The 18,355-nt window shown below is 75.2% G+C and carries 12 protein-coding genes; 10 read left to right on the top strand and 2 right to left on the bottom strand.

All coding sequences use genetic code 11. From position 1 onward, the window contains the following. Window positions 1-141 precede the first annotated feature (141 nt). The 5 genes from I003_RS0102700 to I003_RS0102680 all read left to right on the top strand — a co-directional run bounded on the left by I003_RS0102700 (window position 142) and on the right by I003_RS0102680 (window position 7,103). Complete coding sequence (locus I003_RS0102700) at window positions 142-912, top strand: hypothetical protein (protein ID WP_027770086.1); 771 nt, start codon at window positions 142-144, stop codon at window positions 910-912. Window positions 913-1,035: 123 nt separating this feature from the next. Continuing rightward, a complete protein-coding gene (locus tag I003_RS0102695) occupies window positions 1,036-1,893 on the top strand; it encodes a DegV family protein (protein ID WP_027770085.1) in 858 nt (285 codons plus the stop codon). A gap of 631 nt (window positions 1,894-2,524) precedes the next feature. Beyond that, window positions 2,525-3,166 carry a ComEA family DNA-binding protein gene (locus I003_RS36670; RefSeq protein ID WP_486584063.1) on the top strand — a complete coding sequence of 214 codons (642 nt, stop codon included), beginning with the start codon at window positions 2,525-2,527 and terminating at the stop codon, window positions 3,164-3,166. Between the two features lie 160 nt (window positions 3,167-3,326). Then, a complete protein-coding gene (locus tag I003_RS0102685; protein ID WP_027770083.1) occupies window positions 3,327-6,068 on the top strand; it encodes a ComEC/Rec2 family competence protein in 2,742 nt (913 codons plus the stop codon). Between the two features lie 150 nt (window positions 6,069-6,218). After that, complete coding sequence (locus tag I003_RS0102680; RefSeq protein WP_078563679.1) at window positions 6,219-7,103, top strand: YceI family protein; 885 nt, start codon at window positions 6,219-6,221, stop codon at window positions 7,101-7,103. A gap of 24 nt (window positions 7,104-7,127) precedes the next feature. On the opposite strand, the gene I003_RS0102675 is transcribed toward I003_RS0102680, so the two are convergent. Then, entirely contained in the window at window positions 7,128-7,400 is a 273-nt protein-coding gene (locus I003_RS0102675) for a hypothetical protein (protein ID WP_027770081.1), read from the bottom strand. Window positions 7,401-7,458: 58 nt separating this feature from the next. On the opposite strand from I003_RS0102675, the gene holA reads away from it, so the two are divergent. Beyond that, window positions 7,459-8,472 carry a DNA polymerase III subunit delta gene (gene holA / locus I003_RS0102670; protein ID WP_027770080.1) on the top strand — a complete coding sequence of 338 codons (1,014 nt, stop codon included), beginning with the start codon at window positions 7,459-7,461 and terminating at the stop codon, window positions 8,470-8,472. 405 nt (window positions 8,473-8,877) lie between these two features. Here the strand turns inward: holA and rpsT are convergent, their stop codons facing one another. After that, entirely contained in the window at window positions 8,878-9,144 is a 267-nt protein-coding gene (gene rpsT, locus I003_RS0102665; protein WP_027770079.1) for a 30S ribosomal protein S20, read from the bottom strand. 189 nt (window positions 9,145-9,333) lie between these two features. Between rpsT and lepA the strand changes: the two genes are divergently transcribed. From lepA to hemW, 4 genes are all read left to right on the top strand, one after another. Further along, on the top strand, window positions 9,334-11,202 hold the full coding sequence (gene lepA, locus I003_RS0102660; RefSeq protein ID WP_027770078.1) for a translation elongation factor 4: 1,869 nt from the start codon (window positions 9,334-9,336) through the stop codon (window positions 11,200-11,202). Between the two features lie 184 nt (window positions 11,203-11,386). After that, entirely contained in the window at window positions 11,387-13,294 is a 1,908-nt protein-coding gene (locus I003_RS0102655) for a long-chain fatty acid--CoA ligase (protein ID WP_027770077.1), read from the top strand. A gap of 538 nt (window positions 13,295-13,832) precedes the next feature. Then, on the top strand, window positions 13,833-16,367 hold the full coding sequence (locus tag I003_RS0102650) for a SpoIIE family protein phosphatase (RefSeq protein ID WP_051368061.1): 2,535 nt from the start codon (window positions 13,833-13,835) through the stop codon (window positions 16,365-16,367). Window positions 16,368-16,622: 255 nt separating this feature from the next. Then, on the top strand, window positions 16,623-17,843 hold the full coding sequence (gene hemW, locus I003_RS0102645; protein WP_027770075.1) for a radical SAM family heme chaperone HemW: 1,221 nt from the start codon (window positions 16,623-16,625) through the stop codon (window positions 17,841-17,843). Window positions 17,844-18,355: the final 512 nt, after the last annotated feature.

Raw genomic sequence — 18,355 nt, 5'->3', positions numbered from 1 at the left:
GGCCCTCCCTCAGGGATGATTCAGGGAAGACCGGGGGCCGGACGGTGTCGTCCGGCCTTTCCCGTACCCGTAGGCTGGAGAGAGACCGCCTGCGGGGGCCGCCGGGGCCTGCGGGGCCCGAGAGGGAGGGATGCAGACCTCATGGACGTCGTCGTCGCTCTGCTGGCGCTGTTCTTCGTGCTCTGTGTCGCGGCGGGCGTGGTCCTGACCGTGAAGGCGACGCGGGCGGTGAAGCGCGGCGTCGAACGCACGGTGGCCGATACCCGCAGAACGGTCCAGGAGACCACGCTGAAAGCCCGCCGCGCGGTGCAGCCGGGCGCGGCCGGCGACATCGCGGGCCTGCGGCTCACCCTGCGCAGCTCCATCGACTCCACCCGCCGTGAGCTGGAACTCGCCGTGGAGGACGACCCCGGGCTGCGCGAGTCGATCGGCCTGCTGGACCGGCTCCACGAGTACGCCCGCCAGGTCGACGGCGAGCTGCGGCTCCTGGAGCGGGAGCCGGACAAGGCGCGCGTCGCGGAGCGGCTCCCGGAGCTGCGCAGCCGCGCGGAGCGGATCGCCCAGTCGGCGAACTCGCTGCGCTGGGCGGCGCAGGACCGTGCGCGGCACACGGCGGAGGACGACGAGGGTCTGGACGCGCTGACGACGCAGATCGACCTGGAGACGGGCGCGCTGCGGCACTGGACGCCCGCGGCGGAAGAGCAGTCGCCGGGGGCCGCCGCCGGGGCCTCCGGCCCGTCGGCCGCCGCGTCCGGCGTGCCGTCCGGAAAAGACGCGCCGGCGGCGGACGGCGCGGGCCGGTCGCCGAAGCAGCAGCCGGCGCTGTCCTCCTCAGGGGCGGCGGAGGGGCAGGACGCCTTCCAGGCTCTGCTGTCGAAGATCGACAAGCTGCGCAAGCCGGAGTCGGCGTAGCGCTGTCCGGGGCCGTGACACCGACCGGGACACCGGGCGTGACCTCGGCGGATCGCCTAGCCCGTACGCGCCGTGCGGGCCCTCGGATGCGGGGGGTTCGGCGAGCCCAGTAGTGTCTTGGGCATGTCCCCCGATGTCGCGATCGTCGCCGATTCCACGGCCTATCTGCCGCCCGAGGCGATGCGGCGGCACGGCATCATCTCCGTCCCGCTGACCGTCGTGCTCGGCGACCGGGCGCTGGAGGAGGGCACCGAGATCTCCGCCCGTTCGCTGGCCGAGGCGCTGCGCAAGCGGAATCCGGTGACGACGTCGAGGCCGAGCCCCGCGCTCTTCGCGGCGACGTACCGGAAGGCGGCGGAGGCGGGCGCCCGGGGCATCGTGTCACTGCACCTGTCCGCCGAGTTCTCCGGGACGTACGACGCGGCGGTGCTGGCGGCGAAGGAGGCTCCGGTGCCGGTGCGGGTGGTGGACACCCGGATGGTGGCGATGGCCCTCGGCTTCTGCGCGATCGCCGCCGCGGAGGCCGCGGAGGCGGGTGGCACCGTGGACGACGCGGTGGAGGCGGCGGAGCGGCGGGCGGCGGGCACGTCGGCGTTCTTCTACGTCGACACCCTGGACTACCTGCGCCGCGGCGGCCGGATCGGGACCGCCCAGGCGCTGCTGGGCTCGGCGCTGGCGGTCAAGCCGCTGCTGCGGCTGGACGGCGGACGGATCGAACTGCTGGAGAAGGTCCGTACGGCGGGCCGGGCGATCCTGCGGCTGGAGGAGCTGGTGCTGGAGCGCTCGGCGGAGGGGCCGGTGGACGTCGCGGTGCACCACCTGGCCGCGGCGGAACGCGCGGCGGAGCTCGCGGACCGGCTGCGGGAGCGGGTGCCGGGGCTGGGGGAGCTGCACCTGAGCGAGGTGGGCGCGGTCATCGGGGCGCACACGGGGCCGGGGCTGCTGGGCGCGGTGGTGTCGCGGCGTAGCCGCGGCGCGTAGCCGCGGTTTGTCCACAACTGGCGAGTTATCCACAGGATTTGCCGGTGATCACCGGAGGTGGGGGCGGGGCTCGTACCTTCGGGCCATGAGCGCACGTACGGAGACCAGGGGACCGGGCCGGCACGAACCGCGCCGGCACCGTCTGCGCGGGAGCGCGGCGGCGGGCGGGCCGAGGGGAGCCGGGCGCGGGACGCGCCCGCGGAGGCATGCGGTGGTGGGTGACCCCGCGCAGACACCGCGAGACCGCCTGCGCACCCGAGCGACGACCATGCTCACCCTTCCGCCCCCGCCGTCCCGCCACCCGCCCGGCGAACCAGCTCCGCCCCTGCGCTGGTCCGGCCAGGACCCGCCGCGGTTTCCCCGGAAGGGCCCGGCGGAGGAAGACCGACGGGCGGCGGCGCAGGGTCCGGCGCCGGGGGACCGGGGTGGAACCGGTGCGGTAGGGGCCGCCCCCCTCTCCGCGACGACTCTGCCCACCGTCCTCCCGCCCTCTCCTGCCGGGCCGGCCGCGGAGCCGCGGGCGGGGGATCCGGACCCACCGGTCCCGGAGCGGGGGGAGGCGGGGCGGTGGGAGCGGTGGAGCGCGGCGGCGCGGGAGCGGTTGCCGGTGTGGATCCGGCTGCGGTGCGGGATGGAGCCCGCCACCTGCGCGGCCCTGGCGCTGGTGCTCGTCGCCGGGGTCGCTCTCGCCGCGTACCACTTCTGGTCGGGCCGCCCTCAGTCCGTAGCGCCTCCGGAGGTGCGCGGCTCCGCGCCACCGCCCGCCGCGGAGGCGGCGGTGCCGGAGGCGACGGGAAAGCCCGGTGCCGGTGCGGCGGCGGACGTGGTGGTGGACGTCGTCGGCAAGGTACGCGAGCCGGGTGTCCACCGGCTGCCTGCCGGGTCCCGCGTCGAGGACGCCTTACGCGCCGCGGGCGGGATCGGCCCCGGCGCCGCGGCCGACGGCCTCAACCGGGCTCGTCCGCTGGTCGACGGCGAGCAGATCGTGGTCGGCGAGCCGTCGTCGTCGGCACCGGCGGCGGCTCCGGGCGCCCCACCCGCCCCCGGCGCGAGTCCACCGGCGGGAGACGGCTCGCCCACGGGGGTGGTGAGCCTCAACTCGGCGACTGCGGAACAGCTCGACGCGCTGCCGGGCATCGGACCCGTGCTGGCCCAGCACATCATCGACTACCGCGACCAGAACGGCGGCTTCACCGACGTCGGGCAACTCCGCGACGTCAACGGCATCGGCGACAGCCGCTTCGCGGATCTGCGCCCTCATGTCCAGCCGTGATTCCGCCGGCACCACGACCGCCGCCCCGGCACCTTCGCATCCCTCCCCGCCCCGGGGCCGGTTGCGGGATCCGCGACGGGAGGGCAGGCAGGAGGCCAGGCCCGCTGCGGCGGGGGCGCCGGGGGAGGGGCCGGCCGATCTGCGGCTCGTGCCGCCGGCGTTGGCCGCGTGGGCGGCGGCGGCCCTGGCGCTGGGCCGGGAGGGGGCCGGGGTGCCGGTGGCGTGCGCGCTGGCGACGGCCGCCGCGCTGGGGCTGCTCGCGGTGGCGCACCGCCGCCGTGGCCGCCGGCGGCGGCGGTCGGCGCACCGCTCGGCCGCCGGCGTCCGCCCGGTCGCCGGGGCACCGTCGCGGGTGCTGGTGGCCGGGGCCACAGCGTTGCTGTGTGGCGCCGCGGGGGCGGGGGCGGCGGCGTTGCACGGCGCCGACCTCCACCGCGGTCCGCTGCCCGCGATCGCCGGGGGGTACGGGCAGGCCACCGTCGAGCTGGAGGTGACCTCCGACCCCCGTCCGACCCGCCCGCAGGTCAGCGGTCCGGCGCCCACCCCCGCCGCCGTACTCGTCAGAGCCGAAGCCCGTCTCGTCACCCCCCACCCGACCGACCCGCCCCCCTCGGGCCCGACCGGCGCGACCCCCGCGCACCCGACTCTCGCGTCCCCCGCGCACCCGGACGGCGCCGGGACCGCGCCGTCCGGTTCCGTCTCCCCGCCCGCCGCCGGGGTCACCCCCCACCCCGCCGGTCCGGCGCCGGTGCCGGCCACCGTCCCCCTCTCCGCCCCTGAGGAGTCCGCAGCCGCCGGTCCGCCCCCGCCCACCCTCGCCGGCCCGGCTCCGCCCCCGTCGTCCGCCACCCGGCCGGCTCCCGTCCCCGTCCCCGCCGGCCGCCAGGCCACCCGCGTGCGGACCCCCGTGCTGGTCCTCGTGCAGCCCCGGGACTCCGCCGCGCGGCGGGCGTGGCTGGGGCTGCTGCCCTCCACCCGGGTGCGGGTCGACGCGCGGGTCTCGCCGGACTCCGGCGGCGGCCGGGCCGTGGGCGCCGTGCTGCGTGTCACCGGCAAGGGGCCGCCGGAGGTCGTGGCCGGGCCCGGCGGCCTGCAGCGTGCCGCGGGCGCCCTGCGGGCCGGGCTCCGCGAGGCCACCGACGGGCTCACGGCCGACGCCCGCGCGCTGCTGCCCGGGCTGGTCGTCGGCGACACCTCCCGCATCCCCGCCGAGTTGCAGGACGCCTTTCACGCCACCGACCTCACCCATCTCCTCGCCGTCAGCGGAGCCAACCTCACGGTCGTCCTGGCCCTCCTCGTCGGCCCGCCCCACCTCGCCGCCCGCGCCGAGCGCCGCGGGCTCGCCCCGCGGCTCGGCATCCCGCTGCGTGCCACCGCGCTCCTCGGCGGGCTCCTCACCCTCGGCTTCGTCCTCGTCTGCCGTCCCGAACCGAGCGTTCTGCGGGCGGCGGCCTGCGGCCTCATCACCCTGCTCGCTCTCGGCACCGGCCGGCGCCGCTCCCTGCTGCCCGCTCTCGCCGCCGCCGTCCTGCTGCTCGTGCTCCTCGACCCGTGGCTTGCCCGCGAGTACGGCTTCCTCCTCTCCGTTCTCGCCACCGCGGCCCTGCTCACCCTCGCGCCCCGCTGGAGCGCGGCGCTGCGCGCTCGCCGGGTGCCCCCGCGGCTCGCCGAGGCGCTGGCCGCGGCGGGCGCGGCGCAGGCGGTCTGCGCGCCGGTGGTCGCCGTGCTCGCGGCGCGGGTCAGTCTGGTCGCGATCCCGTGCAACCTGCTCGCCGAGTTCGCCGTCGCGCCCGCCACCGTCCTGGGGTTCGCCGCGCTCGCCCTCGCCCTGCCCGCGCTGCCGGCGGCCGAGCTGCTGGCGACGCCCGCGGGCTGGGCGGCGGAGTGGATCGCCGGCGTCGCCAGGACCGGGGCCGCGCTGCCCGGCCCCACGTACGGCTGGCCCGGCGGCTGGTACGGCGGGCTGCTCCTGGCCGCCGTAACCCCGCCGCTGCTCCTCGGCCTGCGCCGCCTGGCCCGCCGCCGGTGGCTCTGCGCCGCCTGCGCCCTGCTGGTGCTGCTCGCCGTGCTCCGCCCCGTCCCCCTCACCCGGGTCCTCAGCGGCTGGCCGCCCGCCGGCTGGCGCCTCGTGGCGTGCGACGTCGGCCAGGGCGACGCGCTCGCGCTGGCCGCGGGCGACGGTGAGGCGGTCGTCGTGGACGCCGGCCCGGACCCCGCGCTCGTCGACCGCTGTCTGCGTGACCTCGGCGTCCGCCGCGTCCCGCTGCTCGTTCTCACCCACTTCCATGAGGATCACGCAGCCGGTCTGGCCGGCGTCCTCCGCGGCCGGGCGGTGGGCGCCATCCAGGTCGGCGGCCTCGACGAACCGCCGGGGCGGGCAGCCGCCGTGCGCCGTACGGCCGCCGCCGCGGGGGTGCCGGTGATCCGGGCGCGGCCGGGGGAGCGGCGCCGGGTGGGCGGGCTGTCGTGGCAGGTGGTGTGGCCGGCGGCCGGTGTCCCGCCGCCGGCCGAGCCGAACGACGCCAGCGTCACCCTCCTCGTGCGCACCGCGGGCCTCACCGTCCTCCTGCCCGGGGACCTGGAGCCGCCCGCCCAGCGCGCGTTGCTCGCCGCCGTCCCCCGGCTGCCGCGCGTCGATGCGCTGAAGGTTCCGCACCACGGCTCCGCCTACCAGGACCACGCGTTGCTGCGGCGCCTCAGGCCCCGCTTCGCGTTCGTCAGCGCGGGCACCGGCAACCCGTACGGCCACCCCTCGTCCCGTACCGTCGCGGCTCTGCGCGCCCTGGGCGCCGCGGTGTTGCGCACCGACCGGCACGGCCCCCTCGCCCTCACCGCGGAGGGAGGCGACGGTGCGGAGCGCACCCCCGCCGCGGCTCCCGGCGGCAAGGAGACGAGCCCTTGACGGACCCGACGGCCGGGCGAAGTCCGGCACTTGACCCAACCCCGCACCAGCCGTCACAACCCGGTAATGAACCCCCGGTTTGCAGAGAAAGCAACATCAGTGCTCGAATGAGTGCCCGAGCCAGTGAAATTCCACGGGGGTGGATGCTTCATGATCGGTCGTCTTCGACGCAGATCCCCGGCCAGGGCGACCCGGCGCGGCGCCGGGGTGGTCGGCCTGCACATTCCTTCGCACGCGGGGGTGCTGAGCTGCCGCGTGCTCGATCCGGTCGACCAGCCGCTGCCGCAGGCGGAGGTCGTACTCGCCGACACGGGCGGGCGCAGAATCGTCAGCGGGGAGAGCGACCCGTTCGGCACCTTCGTCGTGGCGGTCCCCGCCGGCGGCTACCGGCTCTCGGTCAACGCCGAGGGCTTCACCCCCTACCGCGGTGAGGTCGAGATCGTCGAAGGCGCCCACCACTCCCTCGGCGACGTCGCGCTCCGCCCTTCGCCGCTGCCGCAGCTCCCGCCGCCCGGCGACTGGAAGATCGACCCGGCGCACACCACCGTCGCGTTCGTCGCCCAGCACATCGGCATGGCGCGCGTACGCGGCCGGTTCAACTCCTTCAGCGGCGCCCTGCGCGTCGGCGAGCGCATGGAGGACTCCGCGCTGCGCGTCGCCATCGAGGCCGCCAGCATCGACACCAACATCAAGATGCGCGACGACCACCTGCGCTCCCCGGACTTCCTCGACGTCCGGCGCTACCCGGCCATCGAGTTCGCCGGCGACCGGTTCCTCCACCGCGGCGGCGCCCGCTGGGCCGTCGCCGGCGCGCTGTCCATCCACGGCGTCAGCCGCACCGTCACCCTGGACACCCGCTACCTCGGCACCGGCTACGGCACCGAGGGCGAACTGCGCGCCGCCTGCCGGGCCACCGCCGAACTGCACCGCGAGGACTTCACGCTCAACTGGCAGCACATGCTCGCCCGCGGTATCGCCGTCGTCGGCTCCAGCATCCAGATCGAACTGGACATCCAGGTGGTGGCCGCGGCCTGACCCGCGCCCGGCGGCCCCGCGGGTCTACTCCGCCGGGCCGTCCGGCACGGTCGCGGAGCCCTCCAGCCAGCCGTCGTAGGACTCGGCCAGCTCCTCCAGCTCCGCGGCCACGGTCTCCCGCGCGTCCTCGACGACGACGAGCCACTGCGCGTCCTCCGCGTCGTCCTCGCCGGCGAGGGCGTCGCGGATCAGTTGCGGCTCCCCGGCCAGACCGAAGCGCTCCACGGCCAGCTCGGCCACCTCCTCCGCGGCGTCGCGGTCGGGCAGCACGAGTACGTACGTCAGGTCGTCGCTCACGGCGCCATTGTGCCCGTGCCGCCGGCGATGTCGTACCGGCGTGGGATGCTGTACGGCGATGGCAGCGACGACCCGGAACCCCAGGACCGGCAAGGGCACAGGCGCCGGCGGCGACCCCCTCACCCCGGTCACCCTCGCCGTCGGCCAGGAGGATCTGCTGGTCGACCGTGCCGTGCAGGAGGTCGTGGCCGCCGCCCGCGCCGCCGACCCCGACACCGACGTGCGCGAGCTGACCCCCGACGCCCTCCAGCCCGGCACGCTCGCCGAGCTGACCAGCCCGTCGCTCTTCGCCGAGCGCAAGGTCGTGGTCGTCCGCGGCGCGCAGGACCTCGGCGCCGAGGCGGTGAAGGACGTCAAGGCGTACGTGGCCGCCCCCGCCGACGAGATCACGCTGGTGCTGGCGCACGCCGGCGCCGCCAGGGGCAAGGGCCTGCTGGACGCGGCGCGCAAGGCCGGCGCCCGGGTGGTCGACTGCGCGAAGGTGACCCGCCCCGCGGACCGGCTGGCGTTCGTGAAGGCCGAGTTCCGGGCCGCGGGCCGCACCGCGACGCCGTCCGCCTGCCAGGCGCTGGTCGACGCCATCGGCTCCGACCTGCGGGAGATGGCGAGCGCCTGCGCGCAGCTCGCGGCCGACGTGGAGGGCACGATCGACGACGCCGTCGTCGCGCGCTACTACACGGGCCGGGCCGAGACCTCCGGCTTCGAGGTGGCCGACCGCGCCGTCGAGGGCCGCGCGGCCGAGGCCCTGGAGGCGTTGCGCTGGGCCCTGCACACGGGCGTGGCCCCCGTCCTGCTCACCAGCGCCCTCGCCCAGGGCGTCCGCTCCATCGGCCGCCTCGCCTCGGCCCCCCGCGGCATGCGCCCCGCGGACCTGGCGCGCGAGCTGGGCATGCCGCCGTGGAAGGTGGACCGGGTCCGTCAGCAGATGCGCGGCTGGACCGCGGACGGCGTGGCCACGGCCCTGCGCGCGGTGGCCCGGGCCGACGCGGACGTCAAGGGCGGCTCCGATGACCCGGCCTACGCCCTGGAGAAGGCGGTCGTCGCCATCGCCACCGCCGCCCGCTCCCGCTGACCCGGCACCGTAGGGCACAGGGCCGTCACCCGGGGGGCGACGGGGCCCGCGGCGCGGCCGGAGACGGCGGCCGTTGACATGCGGCACCTGCCGTCGCCGACGCCCCGGATCTGTGCCCACCCGCACCGGCGGGGCAGCCACGGAGGGGGACGGGCCGGGAGAAGAAGGCGGTCCGCTCCGGACGTCGTGACAGCGGGGAGCGGACGTCCGGGAAGCTCAGGCGGTTCAGAGCCGTCGCCTCACGCGAAAGGCTCCGCCCCGGGCCCTGGGGAAGGGCCGGAGGCGGAGCCTTTCGGTAGGCCGTGGCGCCGCACCCGCGTGGCGAACGCAGGCCGCGTGCGGCGCGGAGTCTGCTCGTGCCCGACCGGAGCGGAGTGAGAGGGCCCGCTGCGGTCCGGCGGTGGGTCAGGACTGGAGGGCCTGGACCCGCTTGGCCAGCGCGGCCTTCTTGTTGGCCGCCTGGTTGCGGTGGATGACGCCCTTGCTGACGGCCTTGTCCAGCTTGCGGGCGGCGGCGCGCTGCGCCTCCACGGCCTTCTCGGCGTCCCCGGCCTCGACGGCCTCGCGGGTACGGCGGATCGCGGTGCGCAGTTCGGACTTCACGGCCTTGTTGCGCAGCCGGGCCTTCTCGTTGGTCTTGATCCGCTTGATCTGGGACTTGATGTTCGCCACGTAGCTGCCTCTGAGGGTGTTCGAAGATTGTCCTGTGGACCTGAACTGCCGGACCTCACCGGGTCCAGACACAGTGGCTCAGGCTACCAGCAGCCAGGACGGCCGCCCAAACCGTCCCCGGCCCCGCGCGCATGGGACCATGGGGGCGACGAGTGCAGACATGCCCCTCCCTCCCGACAGGACCCTTAGGTGCCCGCGACCGAAACCACCGTGCCGCAGCCCAGCCGTACCGAGCCCGCGCTGATCCGCAACTTCTGCATCATCGCGCACATCGACCACGGCAAGTCGACGCTGGCCGACCGGATGCTCCAGATCACCGGAGTCGTCGACAAGCGCCAGATGCGTGAGCAGTACCTCGACCGTATGGACATCGAGCGCGAGCGCGGTATCACCATCAAGTCCCAGGCCGTGCGCATGCCGTGGTCGCCCACGGAGGGTGAGGGCGGTGGCACGGCGCACATCCTCAACATGATCGACACTCCCGGGCACGTCGACTTCACCTACGAGGTCTCCCGCTCCCTCGCCGCCTGCGAGGGCTGTGTGCTGCTGGTGGACGCCGCCCAGGGCATCGAGGCGCAGACCCTGGCGAACCTCTATCTCGCGATGGAGAACGACCTCACGATCATCCCGGTCCTGAACAAGATCGACCTGCCCGCCGCCCAGCCGGAGAAGTTCGCCGCCGAGCTGGCCGGGCTCATCGGCTGCGACCCCGCCGACGTGCTGCGGGTCTCGGCGAAGACCGGCGAGGGTGTCGAGGAGCTGCTCGACGAGGTGGTCCGGCAGGTCCCGGCGCCGGTGGGGGCCGAGGACGCGCCGGCCCGCGCGATGATCTTCGACTCGGTCTACGACTCGTACCGCGGCGTCGTCACGTACGTGAAGGTCGTCGACGGCACGCTCGGCAGGCGCGAGCGGATCAAGATGATGTCGACCGGTGCCCAGCACGAGCTGCTGGAGATCGGCACGAACTCGCCGGAGATGACCCCGGCCGACGGCCTGTCCGTCGGCGAGGTCGGCTACCTGATCACGGGGGTGAAGGACGTCCGCCAGTCCAAGGTCGGCGACACCGTCACCCGGCTCAGCAAGGGCGCCACCGAGCCGCTCGGCGGCTACAAGGACCCCAAGCCCATGGTCTTCTCCGGGCTCTACCCGGTCGACGGCTCCGACTATCCCGAGCTGCGTGACGCGCTGGACAAGCTCCAGCTCAACGACGCCGCGCTGGTCTACGAGCCGGAGACCTCGGCGGCGCTCGGCTTCGGCTTCCGCGTCGGCTTCCTCGGGCTGCTGCACCTGGAGGTGATCCGGGAGCGGCTGGAGCGCGAGTTCAACCTCGACCTGATCGCCACCGCGCCCAACGTCGTCTACCGCGTCGTGCTGGAGGACCGTACCGAGCACGTCGTCACCAACCCCAGCGAGTTCCCGGTCGGCAAGATCGACGAGGTCTACGAGCCGGTCGTACGGGCGACGATCCTCACCCCCAGCGAGTACATCGGCTCGGTCATGGAGCTGTGCCAGAACCGCCGCGGCACGCTCCTCGGCATGGACTACCTCTCCGAGGAGCGGGTCGAGATCCGCTACACGCTGCCGCTCGCCGAGGTCGTCTTCGACTTCTTCGACCAGCTCAAGTCCAAGACCCGCGGCTACGCCTCCCTCGACTACGAGCCCACCGGCGAGCAGAGCAGCCAGCTCGTCAAGGTCGACATCCTCCTCCACGGCGACAAGGTCGACGCCTTCTCCGCGATCACGCACAAGGACAAGGCGTACGCCTACGGCGTGCGGCTCGTCGCCAAGCTGAAGGAGCTGATCCCGCGGCAGGCGTTCGAGGTGCCCGTCCAGGCGGCGATCGGCTCCCGCGTGATCGCCCGGGAGACCATCCGCGCCATCCGCAAGGACGTTCTCGCCAAGTGCTACGGCGGTGACATCTCCCGCAAGCGGAAGCTCCTGGAGAAGCAGAAGGAGGGCAAGAAGCGGATGAAGATGGTCGGCAGCGTGGAGGTGCCGCAGGAGGCGTTCATCGCCGTGCTGTCGTCGGACGACGGCGACGGCAAGGCGAAGAAGTAGCCTCCCGGCCGGCCGCGGCGGCGGCCCGGAAGCGGAGTCGTACGGACCGGGCCGGCGGGATGCATCCGCCGGCCCGGCTTCGAGACCTATCCGACGCCTTGCAGACCCTTACGTCGCTCGCAGTCACCCTCTAATCTGCTGGTTACTCGCCAGTTACCAGCGAAGAGCAGGGCCGGAGGATGCAGTGACCGAGACCGAAACCCAGACGAAGCTGGACAGCCGCCCGCCGTCCGTCGCCACGCTCTTCCTTGACCGCGTCGAGTCCACCCCCGACCGGGAGGCGTTCCAGTACCCCGTGCCCGGGTCCGGCGGCTCCGAGGGCTCCGGGGAAGGGGAGGAGTGGCGGTCGCTGACCTGGGCGCAGTCCGCCGAGCGGGTCTTCGCGATCGCGGCCGGGCTGCTCGATCTCGGCCTGCAGCCCGAGGAGCGGGTGGCGGTCGCCTGCAACACCCGGCTGGAGTGGATCCTCACCGACCTCGGCATCCTCTGTGCCGGCGGCGCCAACACCACCGTCTACCCCAGCACCAACGCCGAGGAGACCGCGTACATCCTGGCCGACTCCGGCAGCCGCGTGCTCGTCGCCGAGGACGCCGCGCAGCTCGCCAAGGCGCGCGAGATGCGGGCGGGGCTGCCGGACCTCGCGCACGTCGTCGTGGTCGAGGCCGCGGACGCCGTCGCCGAGGAGGGCGACCCGGACGGCTGGGTGCTCTCCCTCGCCGAGCTGGAGCGCCGCGGCGCCGACTATCTGGAGAAGCACCCCGAGGCCGTACGCGAGCACATCCGGGCCCTGCGCCCCGAGCAGCTCGCCACCCTCATCTACACCTCCGGCACCACCGGCCGGCCCAAGGGCGTACGGCTGCCGCACGACTCGTGGTCGTACATGGGCCACGCCATCGAGGGCATCGAGCTGGTCACGCCCGACGACGTGCAGTACCTCTGGCTGCCGCTCGCGCACGTCTTCGGCAAGGTGCTCACCGCCGGGCACATCAAGGTCGGGCACGTGATGGCGGTCGACGGCCGGATCGACAAGATCATCGAGAACCTGCCGGTCGTCCGGCCCACCCAGATGTGCGGCGTCCCGCGCATCTTCGAGAAGGTCTACAACGGCGTGGCCGCCAAGGCGAAGGCCGGCGGCGGCGCCAAGTACAAGATCTTCCTGTGGGCCGCCGAGGTCGCCCGCGAGTACGCGCGCGTCACCCAGGACAACCACCGCCGCACCGGACGGCGCACCGCGCCCGCCGGCCTGAGGGCCAAGCACGCCCTCGCCGACAAGCTGGTGTACGGCAAGTTCCGCGCGGCCTTCGGCGGCCGGATGCGCGGCATGGTCTCCGGCTCCGCCGCCCTCGCCCCCGAGATCGGCTACTTCTTCGACGGGGCCGGCGTCCCGATCCTGGAGGGCTACGGCCTCACCGAGTCCGCCGCCGCCAGCTTCTGCAACCGCCTGGAGACCTACCGCACCGGCACGGTCGGCAAGCCGCTGCCCGGCTGCGAGGTACGGGTCGCCGACGACGGCGAGATCCTGCTGCGCGGCCCCGGCATCATGCAGGGCTACCACGGCCTGCCGGAGAAGACCGGCGAGGTGCTGGAGGACGACGGCTGGTTCCACACCGGCGACATCGGCGAGCTGTCCGACGACGGCTTCCTGCGCATCACCGACCGCAAGAAGGACCTGATCAAAACGTCCGGCGGCAAGTACATCGCGCCCAGCGAAGTCGAGGGCCAGTTCAAGGCCGTCTGCCCGTACGTCGGCTCGATCCTTGTCATCGGCGCCGACCGCAACTTCTGCACCGCGCTGATCTCCCTCGACGAGGTGGCGCTCACCGGCTGGGCGAAGGAGAACGGCCTGGAGGGCCGGCCGTACGCGGAGCTGGTCGCCTCCGCGGAGGTGCGGGAGCTGGTCGAGAGGTACGTCGAGCAGCTCAACGAGCGGCTGCAGCGCTGGCAGATGATCAAGAAGTTCCGGATCCTGCCGCGGGACCTCGACGTCGAGCACGGAGAGCTGACGCCGAGCCTGAAGCTGAAGCGGCCGGTGGTGGAGCGGGAGTACAAGGACCTGATCGAGGACATGTACGCGGGCACCCGGGAAGCCTGAGACGCCTGAGACGCGGCTTCCGCCGGCGGGGCCCGGGCGGGCCGGGCCGGCCGGGTCGGCGGCGCTCGGGCAGGTAGGGCCGGCGGGGCGGCAAGTCCCGTATGCCGGTGGCCGCTTGCGGCCGGTCCGCGGGTGGATGCCCGTGGTGAGCCACGGGGTGCGCGAAGGGCGTTCAGGGGTGTGCGGGCGGCGTGGGCGCCACCGGTCGCGCCCCTCGTCCGGGCGTAGCGCGCGATCTTGTTGACGGGGCGTGCGGCCCCCGCGGCAGGGTGGTTTCGGGACCGCCCGCGCGGGTGCCGGCGTCTCGTACGCACGCGTGTCCACCACGGTGAGCTGTGCGTTTGCCGCCATCGCCGTCCGGGGCCCGCGCCGCACGCGGCCGGCGGGAAGGTCCGGGCGGGGGTGGCCCGAGGGGGTAATCCGGGCGGCGGGGCGGCGGTCGGATGGGCCATATCCGGTCACCAGTTGTGTCACTTGGCGCATCTGGGCGAGCTCAGTCTGTCACTCTGGCTACGTGGGGAACGCCCGTATGCCGGGAATGGGCCGGGAGAGGACAGTGGGGACGACCTTCGCAGTGCATGCCGTACGTCGACCGACCGTGGTGTCGGTCGTGCGAAGAGAGCCGGCGGAGCAGGACGGCGGGGACAGCGGGCACGGCGGAGGTGGCGTGGAGGGCGCCGACGACGCGGACGGGACGGACGGCGCGGACGACGTGCCGGCGCAGGGCGGGGAGGCCGGCGGCGGCACCCCCGGAGCCCGCCGTGCGGCGCGGCGCGGCGCTGACGGCGAGGCGGGGGACGACTCCGAGGACGACGCGGGGGACGACTCCGAGGCGCAGGCGGGAGCTGCGGCGCCCCCCGCGGCGCCCGCGGAGCCCGCGGACGGTGACGAAGCGACCGGTTCCGCGGAGGAGGCGGCCGGCGACGCGGCTCCCGACGCGGGCGGCGGCGCGGTCGGGGACGAGGCTCCCGGCGCGGTTGGCGACGCGGCTCCCGGTGAGGCCGTCGACGAGGCTCCCGGTGCGCAGGGGGTGACCGACGTCGCCCTGACGCTCGCCGCCGGGATGCCCGCCGCCGAGGCGGCCCGCCGCTTCGTACGCGAACTGCTGGCCGGCCGCGCCGGGCCCGAGGCCGACGACGCCGAGCTGCTCACCAGCGAGCTGGTGACGAACGCCGTGGTGCACGCCGGCACCGAGGTACGGGTGCGCTGCCGCCTGGTCACCGAGGACGCGACCGCCGCCGGACTCGCGCGCGACGGCGCGGACGGCGCGGACGGCGCCGGCCCGGCCCCGGAGCCGACGCTGCTCGTGGAGGTCACGGACGGGCACGCGGCCCGCGTGATGCCGCTGCCGGCACCGGAGGAGTCGTACGGCTACGGCCTGCAGCTCGTCGCCGCGCTCGCCGACGCCTGGGGCGTGGAGCACCGGCGCAGCGAGAAGACCGTCTGGTTCCGGATGGGCCCGCTGCGCGAGGTCACCGAGAACGCGGCCGACGACGACCCCGCCGCCGGGGCACCCGGCGAGGAGGGCGACCCGGCGGGCGCGTACGGCGAACCCGCGGGCGAACCCGACGCCGTACCCGATGACGCGGCCCACCGCCGGGGCGTACCGCACCACGCGGACGGCTCCGGCGGCGACACCGTGCGCGGCGCACACGACCTCCCCGACGACGACGCCGACCCCGACCCGCACGCCGCCCCCACGGCCGCACTCCGCCTGCCCAGCCAGGCCACCGCGCACGCCCCGCGCAGCGCCACCGACCCCGACCTGCGCGGCGGCGGCGCCTGGGCCGGCGTCGGCGCCTTCTCGTTCCTCGCCGAGACCTCCGACATGCTCGCCGGCCAGTTCGACGAGGACATGGTCGCCTCGTTGGCCACCCAGCTCCTCGTGCCCCGGCTCGCCGACTGGAGCGCCGTCTGGCTCGAAAGCACCGACGGCACGGAGCCGCGCCTCGCGCAGGTCTGGCACGCCGCCGAGGAGCGGATCTCCCCGCTGCGCCGCGCCCTGGAGCAGTGCCCGCTGCCGCCGCCCGACGCGCGCCCCGTCCCGGTGTCCTGGCCCGGCGGAACCGCCGGCGTCGCCCGCGGCCCCGGGGACGCCGGCTACGGGCTCGGCGGCCCCGCGCTGGCCTGCCCGCTCGTCGCCGGCGGCCGGCGTGTCGGCACGCTCCTCTTCGGCCGTGCCGGCGTCGCCCGGATCGGCGGCGACGTCGTCGCCGTCGTCACGGACTTCGCCCGCCGCGTGGCGCACGCCGTCTCCGCCGCCCGCCAGTACACCCGGCAGGTGACCATCAGCGAGGTGCTCCAGCGGGGCCTGCTGCCCAGCGGCATCGCGGAGATGCCGGCCATGGACACGGCCGTCGTCTACGAGCCGGCCGAGGGCGCCGCCGCGGGCGGCGACTTCTACGACCTCTTCCCCAGCGGCAGCGACCGCTGGTGCTTCGCGCTCGGCGACGTCTGCGGCCAGGGCCCCGAGGCGGCGGTCGTCACCGGCCTCGCGCGGCCGGTGCTGCGGCTGCTGGCGCGCGAGGGCTACGGCGTCGCCGACGTCCTCGCCGGCCTGAACCGCACGCTCGTGGAGCACGCCTTCGAGGCGGTGGAGGCGGCGACGGCATTCGGGCTGCCGCCGGAGCAGGCACGGTTCCTGTCGCTGCTGTACGGGGAGCTGGTGCCGTACGAGCACGACCGCGGCGGCGTCCGGTGCACCGTGGCCAGCGCCGGGCACCCGCTGCCCCTGCTGCTGCGCAGCGACGGCGGGGTGCGGCCGGCGGCGGACGCCCAGTTGCTGCTGGGGGTGCTGGACGACGCGGAGTACTACAGCCAGTCGTTCGACCTGGAGCCCGGCGACACGCTGCTGTGCGTGACGGACGGGGTGACGGAGCGGCGGTACGGGGACCGCCTGTTCGACGACGAGGACGGGCTCGCGGAGGCCCTGTCGTGCTGCACGGGACTGGGCGCGGCGGCGGTGGCGGAACGGATCAGGGAGGCGGTGCACGACTTCGCGCCGGTGCCGCCGAGGGACGACCTGGCGATGATGGTGCTGCAGGCGCGGAGGACGGAGCCGGGCGGGTACTGAGGCGGGGCGAGGGCCGGGCCGGGGCCAGGGGCGGGGGCGGAGGGCCGAGGGCCGGGACCGAGGAGCGCGGCGGCCGGGGAGCCGAGGGCTGGGACCGAGGAGCGCGGCGGCCGGGGAGCCGAGGGCTGGGAGCACGAGGCCCGGAGTATGAGGCCCGGAGAGCGGAGCCCGGGGCCGGGGCCCAGAGCCCGGGGGACCGCACGCCGGGCGGGCCGGGGAGACGGGCTTTGCGCCGGGCGGGGGACAATGGGGCGTATGCCCTCCGTACTGCCCGATGGCGAGCCCGCACCCGAGGACGGGACCCTGCCCGCCGAGGCACTGGCCGGGGCGGCCGACCGCCCCCTCGGCTTCTACGCCCACGTCCCGTACTGCGCCACCCGCTGCGGGTACTGCGACTTCAACACCTACACCGCGACAGAGCTGCGCGGCACCTCCCGCGACGACTACGCCGCCACGTTCGCCGAAGAGGTCCGCCTCGCCCGCAAGGTGCTCGGCGACGACCCGCGGGAGGTCGAGACGGTGTTCTTCGGCGGCGGTACGCCCACGCTGCTGCCCGCGGCGGACCTGGGGCGGATGCTGGGAGCGATCCGCTCGGAGTTCGGCCTCGCGCCGGACGCGGAGGTGACGACGGAGGCCAATCCGGAGTCGGTGGATCCGGCGTCGCTGGCGGAGCTGCGGGAGGCCGGGTTCAACCGGATCTCGTTCGGCATGCAGAGCGCGCGGGAGCACGTGCTGCGGGTGCTGGACCGTACGCACACGCCGGGCCGGCCGGAGGCGTGCGTCGCGGAGGCGAAGGCGGCGGGGTTCGACCACGTGAACCTGGACCTGATCTACGGCACCCCGGGGGAGACGGACGACGACTGGCGGGCGTCGCTGGCCGCGGCGCTGGAGGCGGGCCCGGACCACGTGTCGGCGTACGCGCTGATCGTGGAGGAGGGCACGCAACTGGCGCGGCGGATCCGGCGGGGCGAGGTGCCGCCGACGGACGACGACGTGCACGCCGACAGATACCTGATCGCGGAGGAGGCGCTGTCGGCGGCGGAGATGGAGTGGTACGAGGTGTCGAACTGGGCGGCGCCGGGAGACGGCGCGCGCTGCCGCCACAACGAGCTCTACTGGACGGGCGCGGACTGGTGGGGCGCTGGACCGGGGGCACACAGCCACGTGGGCGGGGTGCGGTGGTGGAACGTCAAGCACCCGGCGCCGTACGCGGAGGCGCTGGCGGCGGGCCGGTCACCGGCGGCGGGCCGGGAGGTGCTGACGGAGGAGGACCGCAGGGTGGAGCGGATCCTGCTGGAGCTGCGCCTGTCGGCAGGCTGCCCGCTGTCGCTGCTGCGCCCGGCGGGGGCCGGGGCGGCGGAACGGGCGGTAAGGGACGGCCTGTTGGAGCGCGGCCCTTACGAGGCGGGGCGGTTGGTGCTGACGCTGAGGGGCCGCTTGCTGGCGGACGCGGTGGTCCGGGATTTGGTGGACTGAGGGACCGCTGCCCAACCGCGGACCCTCCCGGGCTCGGGGGGCCCTGAGGCTCGGGGGGCGCACGGATGAAGCGGGAGCCGGAGCCGGCGTGGCGGGGGTCTGCGGAGGCTCGGTACGGGGAGTGCAGCACGGGGACGTCACGCCCTATCGGGGGGTCCGGCGGAATGCCGGTTGGCCCCCGCAGACGGGCGTCGGTCTCCGCGCGCGGTTGGCGGCGGTGGGCGCGCGTTGGCGGGGGTGGGCGCCGCTTGGCGGCGGTGCACGTGCGTGGGCCGAGGGATGCGTCTGCTCTGGGATTGGGCCCGGGTTACGGGTGCTGGCGGCTGGGTCGTCGTGTGCGTGCGGCGGGTGCGGGGCGTGCGCACCGGGGGCGGGCGTTGGTGCGCGGGCGCCGGTGTCGGGGGGTGCCGGTGGAGGGCTGGCGTCGGTGTTTGTCCGGAACGGTACGTCCTCTCACGCCCGCCCTGGTGTTTGTCCGGAACGGTACGTCCTCTCACGCCCGCCCTGGTGTT

Source organism: Streptomyces sp. CNQ329, assembly GCF_000482585.1.
Note: the sequence above shows the minus strand (reverse complement) of the source record. Positions and strands in the feature narration are given on the sequence as shown.